21 protein-coding genes and 1 tRNA gene are annotated in these 21,087 nt (G+C 64.8%); 10 read left to right on the plus strand and 12 right to left on the minus strand.

Annotated features, from left to right (window positions below; genetic code table 11):
- Positions 1-276, plus strand: coding sequence for a TetR family transcriptional regulator (locus JDV75_RS08250; protein ID WP_232958367.1), 276 nt, complete (start codon positions 1-3; stop codon positions 274-276).
- Between the two features lie 120 nt (positions 277-396).
- On the opposite strand, the gene JDV75_RS08255 is transcribed toward JDV75_RS08250, so the two are convergent.
- Positions 397-1,371, minus strand: coding sequence for a hypothetical protein (locus JDV75_RS08255; protein ID WP_198738786.1), 975 nt, complete (start codon positions 1,369-1,371; stop codon positions 397-399).
- A 209-nt stretch (positions 1,372-1,580) separates the two neighbouring features.
- Between JDV75_RS08255 and JDV75_RS08260 the strand changes: the two genes are divergently transcribed.
- The gene (locus JDV75_RS08260) at positions 1,581-2,108 is read left to right on the plus strand and encodes a peptidylprolyl isomerase (RefSeq protein ID WP_198738787.1); all 528 of its coding nucleotides are present in this window, start codon (positions 1,581-1,583) and stop codon (positions 2,106-2,108) included.
- Between the two features lie 122 nt (positions 2,109-2,230).
- Entirely contained in the window at positions 2,231-3,037 is an 807-nt protein-coding gene (locus JDV75_RS08265) for a rhomboid family intramembrane serine protease (RefSeq protein ID WP_248096490.1), read from the plus strand.
- A 439-nt stretch (positions 3,038-3,476) separates the two neighbouring features.
- Here JDV75_RS08265 and JDV75_RS12115 read toward each other — a convergent pair whose 3' ends face one another.
- From JDV75_RS12115 to JDV75_RS08305, 9 genes are all read right to left on the minus strand, one after another.
- Positions 3,477-3,605, minus strand: a complete 129-nt coding sequence (locus tag JDV75_RS12115) for a hypothetical protein (RefSeq protein WP_255520525.1) — start codon at positions 3,603-3,605, stop codon at positions 3,477-3,479.
- Positions 3,606-3,760: 155 nt separating this feature from the next.
- Positions 3,761-4,027 (minus strand): cell division protein CrgA, encoded by a 267-nt coding sequence (gene crgA / locus JDV75_RS08270; RefSeq protein ID WP_198738788.1) that lies wholly within the window; start codon positions 4,025-4,027, stop codon positions 3,761-3,763.
- A gap of 191 nt (positions 4,028-4,218) precedes the next feature.
- Positions 4,219-6,264: a Stk1 family PASTA domain-containing Ser/Thr kinase gene (pknB, locus tag JDV75_RS08275; protein ID WP_198738789.1), complete on the minus strand. Its 2,046-nt coding sequence runs from the start codon at positions 6,262-6,264 to the stop codon at positions 4,219-4,221.
- On the minus strand, positions 6,261-7,829 hold the full coding sequence (locus JDV75_RS08280) for a serine/threonine-protein kinase (protein ID WP_198738790.1): 1,569 nt from the start codon (positions 7,827-7,829) through the stop codon (positions 6,261-6,263). Before JDV75_RS08280 ends, pknB begins: the two co-directional genes overlap by 4 nt.
- Before the next feature lie 20 nt (positions 7,830-7,849).
- The gene (locus JDV75_RS08285; protein WP_198739091.1) at positions 7,850-9,301 is read right to left on the minus strand and encodes a penicillin-binding transpeptidase domain-containing protein; all 1,452 of its coding nucleotides are present in this window, start codon (positions 9,299-9,301) and stop codon (positions 7,850-7,852) included.
- A 3-nt stretch (positions 9,302-9,304) separates the two neighbouring features.
- Positions 9,305-10,684, minus strand: coding sequence for an FtsW/RodA/SpoVE family cell cycle protein (locus JDV75_RS08290; protein WP_198738791.1), 1,380 nt, complete (start codon positions 10,682-10,684; stop codon positions 9,305-9,307).
- Positions 10,684-12,231, minus strand: a complete 1,548-nt coding sequence (locus JDV75_RS08295; protein ID WP_198738792.1) for a protein phosphatase 2C domain-containing protein — start codon at positions 12,229-12,231, stop codon at positions 10,684-10,686. Before JDV75_RS08295 ends, JDV75_RS08290 begins: the two co-directional genes overlap by 1 nt.
- Positions 12,228-12,677, minus strand: coding sequence for an FHA domain-containing protein FhaB/FipA (locus JDV75_RS08300; protein WP_198738793.1), 450 nt, complete (start codon positions 12,675-12,677; stop codon positions 12,228-12,230). Before JDV75_RS08300 ends, JDV75_RS08295 begins: the two co-directional genes overlap by 4 nt.
- Positions 12,678-12,743: 66 nt before the next feature.
- Entirely contained in the window at positions 12,744-13,661 is a 918-nt protein-coding gene (locus tag JDV75_RS08305; protein ID WP_198738794.1) for a DUF3662 and FHA domain-containing protein, read from the minus strand.
- Between the two features lie 343 nt (positions 13,662-14,004).
- Between JDV75_RS08305 and JDV75_RS08310 the strand changes: the two genes are divergently transcribed.
- From JDV75_RS08310 to JDV75_RS08330, 5 genes are all read left to right on the plus strand, one after another.
- A tRNA-Leu gene (locus JDV75_RS08310) sits at positions 14,005-14,088 on the plus strand.
- 691 nt (positions 14,089-14,779) lie between these two features.
- Positions 14,780-15,319 (plus strand): hypothetical protein, encoded by a 540-nt coding sequence (locus JDV75_RS08315; protein ID WP_198738795.1) that lies wholly within the window; start codon positions 14,780-14,782, stop codon positions 15,317-15,319.
- 35 nt (positions 15,320-15,354) lie between these two features.
- Entirely contained in the window at positions 15,355-15,777 is a 423-nt protein-coding gene (locus JDV75_RS08320) for a hypothetical protein (protein WP_198738796.1), read from the plus strand.
- A gap of 190 nt (positions 15,778-15,967) precedes the next feature.
- Positions 15,968-16,732: a glycosyltransferase family 2 protein gene (locus JDV75_RS08325; protein WP_198738797.1), complete on the plus strand. Its 765-nt coding sequence runs from the start codon at positions 15,968-15,970 to the stop codon at positions 16,730-16,732.
- 343 nt (positions 16,733-17,075) lie between these two features.
- Positions 17,076-17,576: a DinB family protein gene (locus JDV75_RS08330; RefSeq protein ID WP_198738798.1), complete on the plus strand. Its 501-nt coding sequence runs from the start codon at positions 17,076-17,078 to the stop codon at positions 17,574-17,576.
- Here JDV75_RS08330 and JDV75_RS12375 read toward each other — a convergent pair.
- Entirely contained in the window at positions 17,549-17,719 is a 171-nt protein-coding gene (locus JDV75_RS12375; RefSeq protein ID WP_198738799.1) for a GyrI-like domain-containing protein, read from the minus strand. The genes JDV75_RS08330 and JDV75_RS12375 overlap by 28 nt on opposite strands.
- Positions 17,720-18,124: 405 nt before the next feature.
- Positions 18,125-18,382: a MerR family DNA-binding transcriptional regulator gene (locus JDV75_RS12380; RefSeq protein ID WP_198738800.1), complete on the minus strand. Its 258-nt coding sequence runs from the start codon at positions 18,380-18,382 to the stop codon at positions 18,125-18,127.
- 348 nt (positions 18,383-18,730) lie between these two features.
- On the opposite strand from JDV75_RS12380, the gene JDV75_RS08345 reads away from it, so the two are divergent.
- Together JDV75_RS08345 and JDV75_RS08350 are read left to right on the plus strand one after the other, a co-directional pair.
- Positions 18,731-19,795: an alpha/beta hydrolase gene (locus JDV75_RS08345; RefSeq protein WP_198738801.1), complete on the plus strand. Its 1,065-nt coding sequence runs from the start codon at positions 18,731-18,733 to the stop codon at positions 19,793-19,795.
- A gap of 298 nt (positions 19,796-20,093) precedes the next feature.
- Positions 20,094-21,083, plus strand: a complete 990-nt coding sequence (locus JDV75_RS08350) for an SGNH/GDSL hydrolase family protein (protein WP_198738802.1) — start codon at positions 20,094-20,096, stop codon at positions 21,081-21,083.
- The last annotated feature ends 4 nt before the right edge of the window (positions 21,084-21,087 follow it).

Genomic DNA, 21,087 nt, shown 5'->3' on the forward strand with positions numbered 1-21,087 from the left:
GTGGCACGCGTCCGGCCGCTCACCCCGGAACAGCTCCTCATCATCGCCGACGAGGTGGCCGCGGTGCATCGCGTCCGCATCCGCGACCACGCCCTGCTCGCCGGAGCGGCCGCCGTCACCTCGGCCAGCTACCTGGGAATCCCGGTGCACGGGGACGTCCGCTCTGCGGCGTCGGCACTGTCCGAGGCGATCACCCGACTGGCGCCGCTCGACGGTGCGAACGACGTGCTCGCGGACACGGCCGCCGAGGTCCTGCGGCGCATCAACGCCCGCTGAATCCGTGCACCCCGTGCGCCGGGTTCCAGAGCCGGGTGGCAGGGGGTGGGGGACAGGGAAAGGTCCCGCAGACCCGGAAAACCGGTGTCCACGGGACCTGGTGGTGGCAGCGACTGTGGGTCAGTTGCCGCTCTTCTTCTCCTCCGCGGCCTTCCTGACGTCGTCCGCCACGTTCTTCGCGGCGTCGGCCGCATCGTCGGTGACGGCGTCGGTGACGGTCTCGGCGTCCTCGGCGAGGGTCTGGACCGCATCGGCGGCATCCTCGACCCCGTCGCGGGTCTTGTCCGCGATGTCCCCGGCCTTGTCGGCCACCTCTTCGGCGATCCCGTCCGCGTTGTCGTGGACCTCGTCCGCTACCTCCTGTGCCTTGTCGGCGACGGCGTCGGTGACCGAACCGTCACCGGAGGTGTCGTCCGCCTTGGCGAGGAGTGCGTCGGCCTTGGCGCGGGCCTCCGCGAGCTTTTCTCCGGCGCGGATGGTCGCGGCGGAGGCCGCGGCCACCGCCTTGTCGGCGACGCTGTCCGTCTCTGCTGCGGCGGATTCTGCGGCGTGATCCCGGACGTCCGGGGGTGTCGTCCCCGGCTTGTCGGCGCGGCTGCGCAGCCAGTAGATGACCCCGGCGACGGTCGAGAAGAGGAGCGCGAGAAGCGTGAGATTCGCCAGCTTCGAGCGCCCGTCCCCGCCACCGCAGCGGCTCGTCAGACACTTCCTGCGGTTGATCTTCTTCTCCGCCTTCTTCCGGGCCTTCTCCGCGGCCTTGCGCACCTTCTTCAACTTCCGGCCACCTTTCTTCTCGATGTCCCGGCTCAGGTCCGTTCCCTTTTCCTCCGCCTGCTTCCGGAGCTGCTCGAGACGGTGACGCGCCTCTCTGAGTAGTGCACTCGCCTGGGCCTGGGATTCCTCCGTCAGGGAACCGGCCTTCTCGCCGAACTCATCGCGGAGCTGGCTGATCGCCTTGCGGTGCTCCGCGTAGTCGTTCGCGCGGGCGACCAGATCGTCGTAGCTGTCGGCGGTGTGCCGGTTACGGTAGTCACGGGCGGTGCCGAAGGCCTGCCGGCCGAGTTTGTACGCCATACGGATGGTCGAGGGGTTCACGCGCTTCTCCTTGATTGAGAGGTGTAGTGCCCCGGTCGAGCTGGCTCGGTCGGACGGGGAGGGGATGGACCGCCGACCGTACGACCGAAAACACTCGTCGGGCTGTTGTGTGTCCAGCGTAACCCCGGACAACGGTCCGTGGGGGCTCCGACGACACAGCGGCACGTGGAAATCAGCACGGTTGACGCCGGTTGACTAGCATGGGGACCATGACTAACAAGACCGCGACCGCGATCCTCCACACCAACCGTGGTGACATCACCATTGATCTCTTCGGAAATCACGCGCCGAAGACCGTCGACAACTTCGTCGGTCTCGCGCAGGGTACGAGCGAGTACAAGACGAACAACGCCAGCGGATCCACCACCGGTCCGTTCTACGACGGCTCCGTGTTCCACCGTGTGATCGACCAGTTCATGATCCAGGGCGGTGACCCCACGGGTACCGGACGTGGTGGCCCCGGGTACCAGTTCGCCGACGAGTTCCACCCGGAACTGTCCTTCGATCGCCCGTACCTGCTCGCCATGGCCAACGCCGGCCCGGGCACCAACGGTTCGCAGTTCTTCATCACCGTGGTCCCGACGCCGCACCTCAACAACAGGCACACCATCTTCGGTGAGGTCACCGACGAGGCGTCACAGAAGGTCGTCGACGCCATCGCCACGACGGCCACCGACCGGATGGATCGTCCCACCGAGCCCGTCGTCATCGAAAGCGTGGAGATCACCACGGACTGATAAACGGGAGCCCGTGTCGCTCGACGTGACACGACCTCCACCACACGAGAGAAACCCCGTGCACCGTCTTCAGATCGCCGGGCCAGTTGAGCCCCGCGAGCGGTGTGTCGGGGTATTCGTGTGTGTCCACCCCCACCTCACCGTTCGACACCGGATCCGGTACCGGACAGGAACCGGATCCGGCAGCCGATTCCGAAAGGCCACCTTTGTCCCCGTCACCCCCGACCCCACCGGCCCAGATGGCCCGCAACCTCTACCGGCAGGCCCCGGTGTCCGCGGCGGCAGTCGCCGTGATCCTCCTGGTGTTCGCGGTCACCGCGGTACAGTCCCGGTCGATCACCGGGAACCTCGACGAGAGTGGACTCGGTGACGCCTGGGTGCTGTATCTCCCGCTGATGGACGATTCACCGTTCGGCCCGCTTCGGGCACTCGGATCCGGTCTTCTGCATGCGGGCATCGGCCACATGCTGATCAACGTCATCCTGCTCTATCTCATCGGCAGGGAGACTGAATGGACCTTCGGGTCACCGCTGACGGCAGGGATACTCGTCACCGGTGCCGTCGGTGCGTCGGCGATGGTCCTCTGGAGGAGCCCGGAGTACCCGACGGTGGGCGCCTCCGGTGCCGTGTACGCGCTGATGGCGGTATTCGTCGCGATCGCCTATTCCCGGAAAAACGCTCAGGTGGGCGGAGCACTGGTGCTGATAGGCGTCAACCTCGCGTACACCCTGATGACTCCCGGGGTGTCCCTGTGGGGGCATCTCGGAGGTCTGGCCACCGGCACCATTCTCGCCGCGGTGCTGCTCACGGCGCGGCGGACCAGGACGCGATGGTTCGGACTCTGCGCCGTCTTTGCCCTCGTGGTCGCCGCGGTCCTGATCCGCGTGGCCGTGTTCTCCACAGGAGGATCGGGAATCCCGCTCCTCTGATCCACCGACTGTTGATAACCCCCGACCGGTTCTCCACCGCGGTCGGGGGTTTCCTGTGAGCTGTCCGGGTGTCGTCGTCCATCCACAGGAGTTGTCCACACTGTGGATAATGACAGTCTTGTAATTCGCCGTCCCCGCGTGTGGTTTAGGTCGCTCTGTCCTCTGGTTATCGGTTCTGAACCGAAATCATGTGCGAACGGTGGAAACAGTGCACAGGGTTATCCACAGCCTGTGTGATTCTCCACGAGGCCGGACGTGTGGCATTCCTCCACAGTATTGTCCACGCCCTGTGGATAACTCACTGCACACGGTGTGGAGCAGGTTATCCACAAATTACCTGTGTGTAACCCACTCCACCTGTGGATAACTCCGACACCGAGTTCCGGCGGTTCCGGAACCGGCACGGCCCGGCTGGACGACGCAGCGGTACCGGTGGCGATCACGTGGAGGCGGTGGAACCCGGAGCGGGCACCGTGCCGCCGGGTGGCGCTCTGCGTCCGATCCGGTCGAAGATAACCGTGTGGAGCGGGGTGAGAGCGGATCTGATCGCGGCCGTCGTGTCTGCCACCCACCGGGTTTACCGACGACGGCTGCGCCGGGCGGCTGACCGGGACCCGGTGTCCACAGGCGCCGCTGAAACAAGAGGCTGGAAAGGGAAAAGCCGGATCCCGGTGCAACACCTCGCGTGCTGCACCGGGATCCGGCTTGGAGAGGGGGCTGGGATCAGCGCCAGCCCATGGTCATCAACAGTCCCAGGATGAACAGTGAGAAACCGATGAGATAGTTCCACGGGCCCAACTCCAGCATGAGTGGAATCTGTGTGCCCGCGAGGTAGTTCACCACGAGCCAGGCGAGCCCGGCGAGCATGAGACCGAACATGATGATCTTGTACCAGAGCGGAGTGCCGCTGGCGTTGATCTTCACCGGCACACGGTTCGCTCCACCGCCGGACACGGGGGCGGTGGACTTGTTGATCCTTGACTTCGGCATGGCTACCTCTACAGATTGGCGTGATGTGTTTTCGACGGACACCCGGGTTCCGTGTGCTCCGAGCCAACGGCGCCACGGGCTCATCCACCCGGCACCGGTGGGTGACGGGTACCGGTGGGGTGCCGGACATAGGTGACAATCTACCAGTACCCGTCGGCGACTCCACCCGGTCCGCGGTGGAGTCGCCGCGATCAGGGCTGGATGACCTTCAGCAGATTGAACTGCTTGACCCGGATGCTCACCAGGGCGTCCTTCCCCGTCAGTTCACCCGGAAGCGGGGTCTGGCCCTCGATCTGGCCGGACTCTATCAGTGCACCGGTCTGCACCGGCTGCTGCAGAAGGGAGGTGTCCGGGGAGGTCCAGCCGGCGGCTCGCAGCGCCGCGAGCGCCTGATTGACGTCCATACCCGTGAGGTCGGGGATGCGGAACATCGACCCGTCGGAAACCTGGACGGTGACCGGGGTACCGCGCGGCACCTCGGAACCACCACGAACGACCGTCGTCACGTTTCCCGCAGGCAGATCAGAGGCGACCGACTGCACGACGGGAACGAGATCCAGCTCCTCGAGGCGGCGGCGCACATCTTCGACCGGCAGGCCACTGAGGTTCGGTACCGCGATCATCTCCGGTCCGGTGGACACCGTGATCTTGATCTTCGAGCCTTTGGGCACCTTCCTCCCCGCCGCGGGATCCTGCTCCAGGACCCGGCCCTCCTTCACGGAATCGGAGGCCACCTCGCGGACCACGGGATCGAGTGACAGTCCGGCCTCCACCAGCGCCCGTTCCGCTTCCTCGGTGTTCATGTCGGATACGTCGGGGACCCGTGTCAGCTCGGTTCCGGAGGACACGAGAAGCGTCACGGTGGATCCCGGCTGAACGGTTGATCCGGAACCGGGGTTCGTCGAGATGGCTGTGTCCTCGGTGATGTCCGGTGACGGCTGCATCGTCACATTGACCCTCAGATCCAGCTGTTCGAGGGCCTTGCGTGCCGCAGCGAGGGACTTCCCCTCGACGTCGGGAATCGTGACCGTTCCGTCGGCGTTGACACTGACCGGCGCCTTCGACCCGCCACGCGGGCTGTCGTCGGCGGTGAAGATGTTGTAGGCGAAGACCGACGCGGCGGCGACGAACACCAGCCCCAGGAATGCACCGATCCACACTCCACGACTTCCGGATCTGCCATTGTCGGCGTACCGCGGTCCTTCCTCGCTGCGCCGTCGGTGGCTGGTCCTTCCTCCGGACGAGGGTGCGGAGTGCTGCGGAACCGCTGCACCCGCGGAAGCTGAGGCCACCTGCCGTGTCACGGCGTCATCTGAACGGATAACCCGGGTCCGATCCGGCTCGTTCTCCTGAATCGGGCGCATGTGACTTCGTGCGGCATTGGACACCGCGTTGCGGCTCAGTCGCGTCAGGTCCTCGGCGAGTTCAGCCGCGGACTGGTAGCGGTCCGCCGGATGCTTGGCCATCGTCAGCAGCACAACGGCGTCGACGTTGAGTGCCGCAGTCGGGGTCAGGTCCGGAATGAAGGATGACGGCGGCTCCGGGTCCTCGTGGACATGGTTGAAGGCGACGGCGAAGGGGGACTCGCCCTCGAACGGCGGACGCCCCGTCACGGTTTCGTAGAGCACGCAACCCAACGCGTAGACATCGCTCCGCGCATCGGCGGACTTACCGCGGGCCTGCTCGGGGGAGAGATACTGCGCGGTGCCGATCACAGCGGACGTCTGCGTCATCGCGGACGTGGCGTCGTCGACCGCACGTGCGATGCCGAAGTCCATCACCTTCACTGATCCGGTGTTGGTGATCATGATGTTCGCCGGTTTGATGTCCCGGTGCACGATGCCCGCATCGTGGGAGAACTGCAGGGCCTCACAGACCGGTAGCAGCGTTCGGGCTGCCTCGGCCGGGCGCATGGGCCCGTCACTCTGCACGATCTCACGGAGGGTCCTGCCGTGCACCCGTTCCATGACGATGTATGGGATCCTGATTCCGTTCAGCTCTGTCTCGCCCGTGTCGAGAACGGAGACGATCGACGGGTGATTCAGTCTCCCGGCATTCTGGGCCTCCCGCCGGAACCGTTCCCGGAAGTTGACGTCCCGGGCCAGTTCCGCGCGCATCATCTTCACCGCGACCTCGCGGCCGAGGAGGGTGTCCTTCGCGGCGTAGACATCCGACATACCGCCGGTTCCGATGACCTCACCGAGTTCGTAGCGCTCGCCGAGCACATGCTCACTCACGGGGTCTCCTCTCCGGGGCTTCCGGTGTCAGTCGTGGATCGACTCGGTGCCGCCACCCCGGCTACCGTACCCGCGGTATCCGTTGCGCCCGATACCGCCCGTTCTCCCACATTTTCCGCGGTTGCGATGGCGTCGTCAGAGGTATCGTTCACCGGAGGGACCGGCTCGCGGGTGGGCTGCACCGCAGGCGGCGTCGGCACCGGCGCCGAGGCCGTCGTTCTATCGGTGGGCTTTTCGGGGGACTCCTGCCGGGGCGTTGGTTCGGGGGTGGGCTCCGGAGCGGGTACGACGGTTGTCTTGATCTCGGTGACCACGGTCACCTCAGGCTCGGTTGGTTGGGTGACCGCCGGGCTGGACGGCTCGGACCGGCCACTGAGACCGTCGAGGTTGAGCGTGCCGGTGGAGATCAGCAGCCAGCCCGCCGCGGCCAATGCGCCGAGGAGCAGAACCACGAGGAAAGCGATGAGCCCACCTCCACCACGGCGCGGCGGAGCAACCGGAGCGGACCGTGGGGCCGGGGGCTGCCGGTGGACGACCGGTCGGACGGGCACCGGCGGCGGTGTTGCCCCGACCGCGGGTTGCACGGTTGTCGGATTGGTGACCTGTCCGAGGATCCGGGTGGACTCGGTCGGGGTCGGTGCCGGTGCTCTGCGGTCCATCGCGGCGGAGCGGGGCTGGGGCGGGCGCTCGCCCATACGGACCGTGTGCACGGCCAGTGCCATCTCGTTGCCGTCGGCGAAGCGCCGTTCCGGGTCCTTGCGCAGCGAGATTCCGATGAGCTCGCGGGTCTGTGCGGACACCGAGCCGCCGATCTGCGGCGGCGCCTGGTTGATGTGTGCGATGGCGACGGACACCGAGGAGTCCCCGGAGAACGGCCTTCTTCCGGAGAGCATCTCGTATCCGACGACACCGAGGGAGTAGATGTCCGAGGCGCTCGTGACGGTCTTGCCCTGCGCCTGCTCCGGCGAGACGTACTGGGCGGTTCCGACGACCATCCCGGTGCGCGTCAACGGTACGGCGGCGGCGGCCTTGGCGATGCCGAAATCGGTGATCTTGACGCGCCCCTCCTCGGTGATGAGGATGTTGCCCGGTTTGATGTCCCGGTGAACGAGGTGCATCTGGTGGATCACGGACAGCCCGTGTGCGGCCTGTTCGAGAACGTCGAGTGCGAGGGCCTCATCGAGGTGGCCCCTGCGGGAGATGAGGTCCGCCAGGGATTCCCCGCGGACGTACTCCATGACGATGAAGCAGAAGGTGTGACCGGCTGGGTCGGGCACTTCCCGGTAGTCGAAGGTGCGAACGACGTTGACGGAGTTTATCCTTTCCGCCGAGGCAGCTTCATTGCGGAAACGATCGAGGAACTCGCGGTTGTCCGAGAACTCGGGGCGCAGGATCTTCACGGCCACATCGCGGTCGTTGCGGACATCGGTCGCGAGCCACACAGTGGACATGCCACCGTGCCCGATGATCCATCGCAGGCGGTAGTCGCCGCCGATCAGCGGTTGGAGACGCTCGATTCCCTGGTTGTCCCCGGACGGGTGGCGGGGATCACTGGTGTTGGACATGAGGCTCACCGTTTCCTTTCCTAGCGTCCCGACCGGACGACGGCGTCGATGACGGCCCGACCGATCGGCGCGGCGACGGACCCACCGGTTGCGGCCTGTCCGCGGTCGCCGCCGTTCTTCACGAGGACGGCAACGGCGACATCGGCGTTCTCGGACGGGCCGAACGCGATGTACCAGGCGTGTGGATTCGAGTTCCTGGAGTCCTCGCCGTGCTCGGCCGTGCCCGTCTTCGACGCGATGTCCGCCCCGGTGTAACCGGCGGTGTTGCGCTCGCTGGCGCGCATCAGATCCGTGAGCTGTGCGGCCACGTCCGGGCTCACCGCCTGGTTCAGTTGGCGGGGGTCGGTGCTGCGCAACGTCCGCAGATCGGAACCGAGGACGCGGGACACCACAAACGGGTTCATCCGCTTGCCGCCGTTGGCGACGGTCGCGGCGACGACGGCGTTCTCGAGGACCGTCATCGTCACGTCACGCTGACCGATCGAGGACTGACCCACCGCCGCCGGATCCGGCAGTTCACCGACGGTACCTGGAATGGTCGGCAGTCCGAGGTCGTAGGTGTCGGTGACACCGAACTTCTCGGCCTGTTCCCGCAGGGCATCGGCACCGACCTTCACGCCGAGCTCCACGAAGGCGGTGTTGCAGGACAGGGCGAAGGCGGTCGCGAGCGACGCGGTCTCGCCCTGACCGCACGTCTGACCACCGTAGTTCTCCAGCGTGGTCTGGGTGCCTGGAAGGGTTGTCTGGGCTGCCGCAGTGAGCTGGGTGTCGGGGGTGGCGTCTCCCGCGAGACCCGCCGCGGTCGTGATGACCTTGAAGGTCGATCCGGGCGGTAGTGCATCCTGGGTCGCGTGGTTGAGCAGCGGCGCACCGGGATCCGAGGTCAGCTCCGACCACGCGGCGTCCGCTGTCGAGGTGTCCGTCAGGGTAGCCGGGCTGAAGCTCGGCGTGGAGGCCATGGCGAGGATCTCGCCGGTGCTCGGACGGATGGCGACGACCGCGCCCTCGTAGCCGCGGTCCGCGAGCCCCGAGTAGGCGACCTGCTGCGCCTCGGGGTTCAGGGTGAGCTCCAGGCTCGCCCCCGCCTGGGTTCGACCGAGCAGGGTGTCCATCCACCGGGACGCGAACAGTGAGCTGTCCGTCCCGTTGAGGATGTCGTTGTAGCCGAGCTCGAGGCCGGCGGCCCCGTAGATGTTGGAGAGGTAGCCCTCGACCGGACCGTAGACGACGGGATCGGTGACGTACTCCCGTTGGTAGTACCCCTGCTCATCCTTGACGGAGCGGGCGAGGACGAGTCCGCCGGTGGATATCTGTCCACGGGGGATCGACTGCATCTTGTGGTACTGCCTCTTGTTCAGTGCGTTGTGCGCGTAGCGGTCCTCACTGAACACCTGGACCCTGGTGAGATTCGCCACCAGGACGATTATGAGAAGCATCGTGAAGATGGCGGTTGCGCGGATCGACCGGTTGATCATCTAGCGTTGCACCTCCTGGCGTAGCCCCGGGGTCGGCGGTCCTGCCGGAGCTGTGGCCCTGAGCGCCGGACGTCGGGCGGTGTCGGAGATACGGAGCAGTAGCGCCACGAGAATGTAGTTGGCCATCAGCGAGGAACCACCGTGGGAGATGAACGGGGTGGTGAGTCCGGTCATCGGCATCAGGGCGGAGATACCCGCCGTGACGACGAAGATCTGAATGGCGAGGGTGAGGGAGAGGCCCGCGGCGACGAGTTTGCCGTAGGAGTCCCGGACGAGAACGGCGGTCCGCATCCCGCGGATGATGAGAATGGCGAAGAGAATGAGGACCGCTGTGAGACCCACCAGGCCGAGCTCCTCGCCGATGGCGGCGAGGATGAAATCGGTGTGTGCGACCGGAACCTCATCGGGGTACCCCTCGCCGAGCCCGGTGCCCGTGATCCCGCCCCAGCTCATCCCGAACAGGGCCTGGGAAAGCTGGTAGCCGGTGCCGTCGTAGTTCGCCAGCGGATCAATGAAATTCTGCACCCGGGACTGGATCTTCGTGGAAATGGTGTAGACACCGTAGCCACCGACCGCGACCAGCAGACCACCGATCAGCAGCCATGAGGTCCGCCCCGTGGCGAGATAGAGCATGCCGAGAACCGTACTGAACAGCAGCAGTGCCGGACCGAAGTCGTTTTCACCGGCCATGATAACCAGTGCGATGGCCCAGACCAGCAGGATCGGGCCCAGGTCACGGAGCCGGGGGAAGTCGAGTCCGAGGATCCGGGCCCCCGCCACGTTCAGGCGGGCCCGCTTGTTCACCAGCAGCTGCGCGAAGAACAGCAGCAGCAGGATCTTCGAGAACTCGCCGGGTTGCACGGAGAAGGGGCCGAGTGAGATCCATATCTTCGCGTCGCTTCCTGCGGATCCCGGCCACACCATCGGCAGCGCCAGCAGGATCAGGCCCAGACCACCCAACAGGTAGGAATAGCGGGTGAACACGCGGTGGTTCCGGATCACCAGCAGTACCGCGATCATCACCACAAGGGCGACCATCGTCCACTGGAGCTGACCGGATGCGAGGTACACCTCCGTGACGCTGCCGTCCCGCTGCGGAATGAGCAGCGGATCGAGTCGGTGGATCATCAGTATCCCCAGACCATTGAGCAGAGCCACCACCGGCAGCATCACGCAGTCCGCGTAGGGAATGAGCCAACAGAGCACCAGATGCACGGTGAGGAACACCACCGCGAACTGGGCGACGGGAATGAGGGAGGTCGCGGGATCGTCGCCCTGTGCGACCGCCAGCGACGCGCGGGCGACCAGGATCACGAGAGCGGCAAGCACGATCAGCCAGCGCTCGACCCGCCGCATCTTCAGTCTTTCGACGATACTCACTAGGAGGTCACCTCCCGGCAGTTGACGCCCGGCGTACTCAGATCCCCGGGACTACGACGGGGTGCCGTGGAGGTCGGGGTCGGCGACTCGGTCCGATCGGTTTCGCCGGTGGTCGCCTCTTCGTCGCCGGGTGCACTTACACCACCGTCGCCGGTGGTCGTCTTGTCCGCCTCGGAGTTCTCATCTTCGCCGGGTTTCCGGGTCACGCACAGCGGTAGGGCGTCATCCCCGAGCCGTCGAAGCTGCTGCAGTACCTCGTCATAGGAACCCGAGGGAAGCGAGGTCACGGATTCGCGCCGCGACTCGGGGAGATCGTCCAATCGGAAGGGGCTGCAGTCATCGCCGGCCGCGGTGCCGACGACGGTGACGTTTCCGCCGGGATCGAGGCAGACGACCTGGTAGGTGCTGTGGAGGGGGCGGCCGAGAACGGAGAGGTTGATTCCGCGCTCTATGACGATGTCCCCGTCCTGCCTGTCGTTCCCGGACCCTTCGGCGACGGACACGTAGTAGGTGGAGTTCATCTGACCCCATCCCCACCAGGCACCGCCGGCGAGGACACCCATGAGGACGAGTACGGGGAGAATCCAGCGGAACCTGCGCCGGGAGGAACCATCGCCGGGGGCGTGGGCCGGATCCTCCGGTACCGCACCCACGGGCTGGGGCGAGGCCTGCCCCGAAGGAGAGATCTCCTGCGGCTGCCGGGCGCTCATCAACGCGGCCCTGCCGGCTGCGGTATCCGGCCGGGGGCTCTCCGGATCGGTGGTGTTCAGTGCGCCGACGACGACCGGAGTGGTCGGCAGAGCTTTCTCTTCCTCCGCCGAGGCGAGCTGTGCCGTGTCGATGATGTCCGCGACGACGACCGTGACGTTGTCCGGGCCCCCGGAGCGCAGTGCGAGGTCGACGAGCCGCCGGGCGGCCTCCGTCGGGGTACCGGCGCGGAGCGTCTCCTCGATGGTGGAATGAGTGACCGGATCCGACAGACCGTCGGAGCAGAGCAGGAACCGATCCCCGGGTCGGGTGTCGATGAATCGCAGGTGGGGCTCCACCGGTCGGCCGGTGTAGGCCTTCAGGATCAGGGAACGCTGCGGGTGCGTCGAGATGTCCTCGGGATCGAGTTTCCCCTCCTCCACGAGGGACTGGACGAAGGTGTCATCGGTGGTGATCTGGTCGAGTTTCCCGTCCCGGAGCCGGTAGCCACGGGAATCCCCGACATGGCACAGGGCCATCCGGTGACCGGCGAACAGGAGTGCGGTCAGGGTTGTGCCCATGCCCTCGGTGTTCGGGTTTCGTCTCACCTCCTCCGCGATGGACCGGTTCCCGTCATCCGCCAGGGACCCGAGAAGTGCGAGCATGTCGTTGTCACCCGGGTCGGCGTCCAGGGGTCGGAGATGGTCGATCATCAGCTGCGAGGCGATCTCACCCGCGGCATGACCTCCCATACCGTCCGCGAGTGCCAGCAGGTGCGGCCCGGCGTAGGCGGAATCCTCGTTGTTGCCGCGTACGAGTCCACGGTCCGACGCGGTGGCGTAGTTCAGTCTCCAGGTCACGGTATGAGCCTCACGGTGGTGGTTCCCAGGTCGATGTTCGTGTCGGCGCCGACTCTCTCGGGTTGTTCTATGGGCACGCCGCCCACGAAGGTTCCGTTCCGTGACGCGAGGTCCTCGATGAACCATTCGTCCGAATGCCGGAACAGCCGGGCGTGCTGCCGCGTAGTCGAGTCATCGCCGACGACGAAGGTGCAGTGGGGATCCCGCCCGATGAGGATCTCGTTGAGGCCGGCGAGTTCGATCCACGTTCCTTCCGACGGCCCACCCACGGCCATCAACCGGGTCGGAGGAGCGGAGCGGGTGAGCGTCCGGCCGCCTCCTCGACCACCCGGCGCACCCGCGCCGGCGCGGATGTCGCTGCGGAGCGCCCGGAGCGACATGAGCACAAACAACCACAGAAGTATGAGCAGCCCCATCCGCAGGGCGAGCAGCACGACTGATTCCATATCTTCTTCTCCTGGCGGGTGTTGCGACGGGGGTGATGGACGGAGGGTGGCGGTGGTACCACCCGGTCAGCCGCCGGTGATCCGGACCTCTATGTAGGAGTGCCCCACTTTAATCACGTCTCCATCGGCGAGAAGCCAGTTCTCGATGTCCGTGTCATTGACCGTGGTTCCGTTGGTGGAGTGGAGGTCGACGAGGACCGCGTCCCGGCCGTCCCACATCACCTCGGCGTGGCGGCGGGACACGCCCATGTCCGGCAGTCGGAAATCGACGTCGGTGCCACGGCCGATGATGTTGGTGCCCTCCTGAACGAGATAGGTGCGCGATGAACCGTCCTGCAGGAGCAGTGTCACAAGGGGAGCGTGCCGAGCCGGTTGTGCCGTGGGCATCAATTCGGTCTGTTCCGCGGCGGGAGGATCCGATTGCATCGGGGGCTGCGGTACGGGGACCGGTGCTGCCGGGGGAGCCTGGGGATAACCGGAGCTGGCCGCGCCGGCAGAGGTGGGTTTGCCGTATTCGCGCCGGGGGGATTCCGTGCTCGCGGACGGTTTCTCAGGGTCGCCTGTGTTCCCGGGTTCCCCGACGTAGCACGTGGTCTCCCGTGGGGTCGGATCGATTCGGCTGCGGCTGCCCAGCTGGCCCGTGCGCAATCCCGGGTCGACCTTCACCTGTACGATCACCGGGCCCAGGGTGACGAAGCCCTGATTCCTGCACCATCGGCTCATCCGTCCGGCCGCGTCCTGCGGCAGATCGGGATGGGCGGTGCTGAGATTGTCGAAATCCTTCCGGCTGACGGAAACGAGGTAGACATTCGGGGCCTCTATCCAGTCACCGTCGCCCCGGGTGAGATTGTCCTCGGCCTGCTGGGTGATCAGATCATCAACTTCTCCGGGAACGACCTTTCCGCCGAACACGAAAGCGAATCCGTTGTCCAGACCGCGCTGGAGTGAGCTGTCCAACTTCGCTATCCGGTCCATGACAGACATCGTGTTCCACCTTTCTCCGTGTGACGGCTGTCGTTGGCCGGTGGCCACCGGCCGGGCCAGCGGGTGTCGGGCGACAGCTCCTTCCCGGTTGAATGGGGGATCACCCTACCGGATGCCACTGATATTCCCTGCTGCGTGGCGTTTCCAGGTCTGAAGAAGACCTGTTCGCGCAGTGCTTTGGCCCAGTATAGGTGGCGACCTCGAAATGACAGTAGGGCCACCGGTCGCCGGAGGGTTCACCTCACGGGTCTCATCGATTCGAAAGTGGATCATGAACTGGGAATTTGCCAAGGGCGAATGCGTGCGTGCTATATTTCATGGAGTTGAGCGGCGACCAACACTCGGGCGAGTGGCGGAATGGCAGACGCGCTGGCTTCAGGTGCCAGTGTCCCTTTGGGACGTGGGGGTTCAAGTCCCCCTTCGCCCACAATTGAGAAGGCCCCGGAGATGATCCGGGGCCTTCTCGTGTGTCCACCCCGTGGATCGCTCTTGGGCTGTTGGTTTTACCGTGTCGCGTCCCGTTGTTCAGCCTGGAGGGATCCACCGTGTGTCGCTCCGCTTGCTGTACGGGCGGGGGTGAACTGTCCGGGATCCGTGGGTCGGTTCTCGGTGACGGGTCAGCCGGTCCGGGCCCTGCGACGGCGTCGTGGTGCCGACCGGTAATCTGAATTCACCTTTAGACGGGTGGTGTCGGGGGTGAAAACGGGGGAGCGGCATCGAGGCAGTGGTTCGTCCGGGTCCCGAAAGATCCAGCGACACCACACCCCCGACGGTGACATGACGGAATTACATGTATGCGAGACAGGTGATTCGGGCATGAATCGCGTTTACCCTGGCTTTATGCCTAACAGCGTTACTTTCAGCCGACTCTTGGAGCTGGTTCGAACACTTCACTGGCCTGCAAAACCGCGTCGGGCCGCCAGTTGAACTGGCGCAGTATCCGGAAAAGGACGGTATTTTTCTTATGTGGCAGGTGAACTTCCTCCAAACAATGGCCGAAAATATTTGAAAAGGCCACCGTGCCGGCTTAGAGTAACCGTGTATCCAGTGTCCAAACAGGTCAAGCTTGGCCTCGGAGTTGGCACAGCAAGTCCCACAACCCCTGAAAGGCCCGCAACATGCGTACTTTCCGTCGTGCTGCTCTGGCGAGCGCCACCGCCATCGCTCTGACCCTCGGTGCCACCACCGTCGCCGTCGCAGATGAGACCAAGGATGAGCAGAAGCCCGGCAGCTCTGTCACCAACAGCAACGAGAACAAGGGGGACAACGACAAGAAGTCCTCCGATGTCAAGGACAAGCTTGGCTCCTCCGACAAGAAGGACGACGACGAGAAGGCCTCCGACAACAAGACCTCCTCCGATGTCAAGGACAAGCTCGGCTCCTCCGACAAGAAGGGCTCGTCCGACAACAAGGACAAGGGTGCTCAGCTGTCCTCCAAGGGCAACAGTGGCCTGAACTCCAGTGAGTTCGGCAAGATGCTCGACGGTGATAAGCCGGTCAACGGCCGTGATGTCTTCGGCTCCGAGGTTGAGACCGACATCCCCGCATGGGCTCGTGTCCTCCGCCTGATCACCGCCACGACCCTGATCGGCAGCTTCTTCGGCCTGATCGTTTTCCCAGTCTACAACTTCCTGAAGTTCAACAACTGGGTCCACTAGGATCACCCGAAGAATTCCCTGAAAGGACATAGAAAATGCGCAACATCCGCAAGGCTGCCATCGCAGCAACCACCGTTTTCGCCCTCACCCTCGGCGCCACCACCGCCGTGGCCGATGAGGTCAACAACAGCTCGACCAACGCAGCGACGGTCACCGACGACGGGGCCAACGACCCCAGCGTCGACCCGAACAACCCGGACATCAAGACCAAGAACACCGATTCGTTCCTGAACGATCTGTCCTCCAACGCCCCCGGCTCCTCCGAGTGGGGCGACCGCTACGACGCCGACAAGGTCGTCACCGGTAACGATCTCCTCGGCTCCACCAAGAACTGGGAGAACCAGCCCGAGTGGTCCAAGATCTGGTACGGCGTCACCGTCGCCGGTGTCCTGGCCTCCGTCCTGGGTCTGGTCGTATTCCCGGCCCTGAACAAGCTGCTGAACATCCACAACACCTAGGATTTTCCTGCTGCTGCGACCTGACTCGATCAGGGGCGACGAAATGCCCCGCTCCGGCGGGGTTTTTCCATGCTCAGGTCCGAGCCGTTGGTGGGTGAGCATGGCAACCAGTGCCGGGAGTGGCCCGGAGTCGCCGGACTACACTGTTCAAAACGGTGGCCCGCGACCGTCGGCCGCCGGGGAGAGGTCAATGATGTCACCGGAGCCACAGAATGCGGCAGCGACCGGTATCAGCGTCATCGTTCCCGCGGGCAGTGACGCAGAACTACTGCGGCGATGTCTCGATGCACTCGACCGGCAAACCGTTCCCGCGGCGGAGATTCTTGCCGTCACGGATCCGGAAACGCCGACCGACGTCAGCGGAGTCGTTTGTGACCACGGCGTTTCGCCGGTGCTCACCGGTCCCGATGTCCTACCGGCTTCGGCCGGGTTCGATGCCGCCTCCAACCCGGTGCTCCTGCGGGTCAATCCTCGGAGTAATCCAGCACCCGATCACCTCGAACGACTGCTTGAGGTATGGGATCTCGCGAACAGCCGGACCCGTGGTTTCTCCGTTGTCGGGGTCAGCGGTCCGACCCGTTTCGAGATCCCCGGTCGGCGCGGAGATCTCCTCAGCGGCACCTACCGGCGTGCCCACGGCTCATCGGTGGGGAGGATCCTCGGGCACCAGCCGTTCTACGGCTCCAACTACAGTATCCGCCGCGACTGGTGGTGTTCCGTCCGCCGCTCCATACGCGCGGCAGGCGCCCGGGTCGCGGAGGACGTGCACCTGAGTTTCGCGGTCCGCCCAGGGGAAACCATCTGGTACGCCCCGGAACTGTGTATCGCCGCGCAGCCCGAGCTTCGTATCCCGGACAAGGTCAGGGAGGGGATCCGCACCCTGGCGGTGAATCTGCTCAGCGAATCGACCACGACCCGTCGCACGGAGCGAATGGCAGCTGGGGAAGACCGGTGACTGCTGCCGCGTCCACGGCACGAAGATCGCCCGTACGTCATCATCGTCGGGGACGGGCACCGGTACCGGAAACCTCCACAACCGGCTTGCAGCGATACCCTCCGACCGACGCGGATCCCTGTCACACCGCAGCACCACGAGACCGGTGCAGCAGCGGAGATTACGGGATACCCGTCAGCCCTGGCTGATGACTACAGCCGGTCCCACGTTCGCAGGGAGTACCGGGTGATGGGGTCACCGGGCCGCAACGACAGCCCGTGATGTCCGCGTGCTGATCTCCCGATCTCCGGAAACGCCCCGCGCACCCCATTCAGTAGTCGTCACGGAATCTACACTGACGGTTATGGACCTTTCTGCACTGTACAGAGACCTCGCCCACCGGCCGGCCGACGCCGCGGCGGCTCTGCCCGTTCTCGCATCTGACGTACTGAACGGTCATCCAGGAGGACACCCGAATTCGCCGGCATGGTTGCTCTGGCACGCAGCCCGGCAGATGGACGCCCAACTCGCTCAGCTCGCCGGTGCGGACGAGGTGTGGGCGGACGGGTGGCGGGAACGGTTGAACCTCGGCCCCGCCGGTGACGGCATCGGATACGGCGACAGAACCGAGGACGCGGCCCGGATCGTGTCCGATGATCAGGAGGGACTCACCGAGTATCTCGTCGCCGTGTGTTCCGCCGCGGCGCGGTACGCCGAGAGCCTGCGGGACGGGCAGTGGGACGAGATCATCGACGACTCCTACGATCCACCCGTCACGAGGGCCGCCCGTCTCGTCAGCATCATCGACGATGCTGCCCAACACGTCGGCCAGGTCGCCTACGTCGCCGGCATGCCATCGCTCTGAACCAGGGGGAACACCACATCGGTGACCCAGGTCTCCGGATCCGGGTTCTGCGCCGGGGAGACCCGGTAGATATTCATCATCGGCCCGGCCTCCAGACCGTGTTCGACCAGATAGGCACCTATCTGTGTGGTGACAGTGCCCATCCGTTCGTTCGGCCCGTGGAGTGTGGCCGTGACGACATGACACCTGGGAAGTACACGGTGCGTCACCGGTTCCTCCGGTTCGCACCCCGGACACCTGCACGAAGATCTCCACGTCGGTCCGTGATTCGCGGAACTCGGCGTCGTGGTAGAGGGCTCCGGCGACACCTCCCGGCAGCACAGGCGCCGATTCCCCGACCGTCAGGCCGCGGAGTTGTTCCCACAGGTGATGCTCGTGGTTGTAGTCGGGCAGCACCTCGCGCAGGCTGATGACGTCCATGGCCGGGAACACGGTCCGGGTGACCGGAACCGGGTCGGCGTTCACCCGCAGGTCGGGGGGATCGAGGGCGCGCAACTGTGCTTCGGCGGCCTCTATGTCCCCGAGGATCGCACGGCGTCGTTCCCGGATCAGTGTGGTGGCGACGTCCGTGTTCCTCCAGGAATCGAGAATCTGCCGGATGTCGCGGACCGGGAAACCTGCATCGCGCAACCGGGTGACGAGCGGTGCCTCCGGTACCTGGTCGGAGGAGAGAACCGGTATCCGGTGGCGGGATCAGTCGCCGCCGGGATGAGGACGCGGTGGGTGCCATAGTACCGGAGCATCCGCACACTGATGCCGGTGAGCTGGGAGAATACACCTATTCTGAGTCCTCGGCTGTTGTTCATGACTCCAGTCAACAGTCTGACACCGTGGCAGGGTCAATGACGGAGGTTGAACATTCTGGCCGGAGGTTGGCTCGTTCATCGACGAAGGGCCGACCGGCACAGACAACAGGGGAGCGTTTAGCACACCGATGGCGTCGAGTGGCGTGGCGACCGGGCCTGCTTAGATTGAAAACCGCTCTCATATATTGGAGAAAAGTGGTGGCGATGATCCCTCCTGTGAGAGGGTCCTCCCCGAAACCGGGAATTGTAGAGGTAAGAAAACTTGAACCCCATCAATTTGAATAGGCGGTACCTCAATTCCCCCCGGAGGTACTGGCGATATCATGCAAATAGGATAGATTTGGATGCATGAATGAGCTTACGTCGCCTTCTCAATGGCGCATCCGGGATTATCTGCGCACCTCCCTTGTTTTCTCCATGGTGGCTGCCGTCACCGCTGTACTGGTGGTTGTGGGTGCCACACCCGCATCCGCGGCCGGCAACCGCGACTGGTTGCGTCCCGGTTGCGACTGGGATGAGTCGGGTCACTGGGTGCAGAAGTGCTGGGTTCCGTCGCCATCGAACGGCAGGGATATGCCGGTGCTGATCCAGCCTTCCTCCCGGGGAGGCGACGGGGGGCTGTATCTTCTCGACGGTCTGGAGGCCCCCAGGGACAGCAACTACTGGTCGCGGACAGATGTCATGAACCAGTTCCTCGACGACAACATCACGATCGTGATGCCCGGTGGTGGGCGGGGCCAGTTCTATGCCGACTGGGCGCAGGCGGGCCAACCCCTGTCCTCCGGTTTCCTCGAGGAGGTCGGACAGGTTCCGCCACTGCAGTGGGCGCAGTGGGAGACATTCCTCACCGGTGAACTTCCCGGCTGGCTTCAGCAGCACTTCGGGGTAAATCCGCACCGCAACTCGGTCGCGGGTATCTCGATGGGTGCGCTGCCCACCCTCACCCTCGCAGCGCGACACAATGACCAGTTCAAGCAGGCGATTGCGCTGTCCGGATTCCTCGATCCCGCCGCGGCCACTCACCTGCCTATGATCGCTGCGGTCGGAGTCGCCGGTTCCTCCTTCGGCGGTGGTCAGGTCTGGGAACTGTTCGGCACCTCTCCCGCCTTCAGCTCCAACATGAACAAACTCGATCCGGTGGCGAACGTTCAGGGGCTCCGCAACGTCGACACCATCGTCTATTCGGGCAACGGAGCCAAGAATCCGGAAGACACCTTCCCGGCACCGCTGGCGGTGCCGCTGGCGATTCTCGGTGAGTTCCTGATCAACCTATCCACGATCAGCTTCGTGGCCAAAGCTCGGGCGCAGGGCATCAGCGTTGATCACCAGCAGGGTATGGGGCTGCATACGTGGGCACCATGGGTGCGTCAGATGCAGTACAACCACGACCGGATTCTCGGCGTCATCGGATAAAACGGACGTATTCCCTTCACGGAATCGCATTACCGGTCTGCCGGAAATGCTGTTTTCCGCCCGGTAAATCCACCTACGTGGAGATGTTAGGGTAATTGCGGGAAACCCCGCGGTAGGTGCAATTCGCGGTACCGTGAAATTCAGGTGAATTACACGGAACCCGGATATCGCCGCGGACGCCACTCCTTCCGGTTCATCCATCCAATTGGAACAGTTGATTTCCGGTGGATGTGGCGGAGAATCCAATCTGGAATCCGCCGACGTCCGACAACAAAGCTCACGATCTTGGGAGTATCTTTTGCGATCATCTCGCCTCGCCTTTCGCGCTCTCGTCGCGGTCTCCAGTGCTGCGCTGGCACTCACGGTGATGCCGACCATCGCCCACGGGCTCCCCGGCTCCTCCACCAGCAGCGACATCGGCACGCTCAACAAGGCTGTCACCTCCTCATGGAGTCATGTTGACGCCCGGGCGCCGGAAGGAGGGGCGGAGATCCTCGTGTTCGGCGATTCCCACACCGGCGGGATCAACGGCCGGGTGTCCACCGATGAACGTGGATGCATGCACTCCGACCAGAGCTGGCCCAGAAAACTCCGGGACTCCCTGGGAATGGTCGACGGTCAGTTCATCGACGCCTCCTGCTGGGGAGCGATACTCGCTCGTGGACCGGGAACCACTCTCGCCGATCAGGTCCGATACGTGGAGAGCCTTGGGGGACTGGGACCCGCGACCTCGGACATCTTCATCCAGCTCGGTTACAACGAAGCCTGGTCCCGCGCCAATCTCCCGATGCTGCCCACGGCCGCCAACTGCATCATCGCACCCGGACTCGGATGCACGGATGGTGCGGTACAGCGGGGTTTCATCACCGATCCGAACGTCATCACCCCGGATGAATACGCGGCCCGGATCGAGCAGGTGGTCACGTATCTGCGCTACTACGCGCCCAACAGCAGGATTCACCTCGTCGGCTACACGGAGACGGTCCCGGAGAACCAGGACACGGTCTGCATCCGGATCGGGAGGACCAACGTCCAACGCCCGGGCACGCAGAATCTCGCCGCGATCTTCCACAACCTGCGTTCGGCTCAACGCGGTGCCGCGGACAAGCTTGGCTTGAACTTCATTGATCTCACGGCCATCACCGCAGGGCACGACAGCTGCTCGGCGGACCCGTGGCTCACCGGCATCTTCGACGGGTCAGACAATCAGGGAATCGGCCTCTGGCACCCGACACCTCACGGTAACTGGGTTGCCGCCGACGCTATCCGCCGTGCGATGGGACGGTGATCGC

The sequence above is a fragment of the Corynebacterium meridianum genome (genome assembly GCF_016342265.1).
GTDB classification, from domain to species: domain Bacteria; phylum Actinomycetota; class Actinomycetes; order Mycobacteriales; family Mycobacteriaceae; genus Corynebacterium; species Corynebacterium meridianum.

Coding starts and splice junctions, on each gene's coding strand:
- JDV75_RS08260 (WP_198738787.1), top strand. CDS start 1,581: ATGACTAACAAGACCGCGACCGCGATCCTCCACACCAACCGTGGTGAC.
- JDV75_RS08305 (WP_198738794.1), bottom strand. CDS start 13,661: ATGTCTGTCATGGACCGGATAGCGAAGTTGGACAGCTCACTCCAGCGC.
- JDV75_RS12380 (WP_198738800.1), bottom strand. CDS start 18,382: ATGAACAACAGCCGAGGACTCAGAATAGGTGTATTCTCCCAGCTCACC.
- JDV75_RS08300 (WP_198738793.1), bottom strand. CDS start 12,677: ATGGAATCAGTCGTGCTGCTCGCCCTGCGGATGGGGCTGCTCATACTT.
- JDV75_RS08315 (WP_198738795.1), top strand. CDS start 14,780: ATGCGTACTTTCCGTCGTGCTGCTCTGGCGAGCGCCACCGCCATCGCT.
- JDV75_RS08320 (WP_198738796.1), top strand. CDS start 15,355: ATGCGCAACATCCGCAAGGCTGCCATCGCAGCAACCACCGTTTTCGCC.
- JDV75_RS08345 (WP_198738801.1), top strand. CDS start 18,731: ATGAATGAGCTTACGTCGCCTTCTCAATGGCGCATCCGGGATTATCTG.
- JDV75_RS08280 (WP_198738790.1), bottom strand. CDS start 7,829: ATGTCCAACACCAGTGATCCCCGCCACCCGTCCGGGGACAACCAGGGA.
- crgA (WP_198738788.1), bottom strand. CDS start 4,027: ATGCCGAAGTCAAGGATCAACAAGTCCACCGCCCCCGTGTCCGGCGGT.
- JDV75_RS08330 (WP_198738798.1), top strand. CDS start 17,076: ATGGACCTTTCTGCACTGTACAGAGACCTCGCCCACCGGCCGGCCGAC.
- JDV75_RS08325 (WP_198738797.1), top strand. CDS start 15,968: ATGATGTCACCGGAGCCACAGAATGCGGCAGCGACCGGTATCAGCGTC.
- JDV75_RS12375 (WP_198738799.1), bottom strand. CDS start 17,719: ATGGGCACTGTCACCACACAGATAGGTGCCTATCTGGTCGAACACGGT.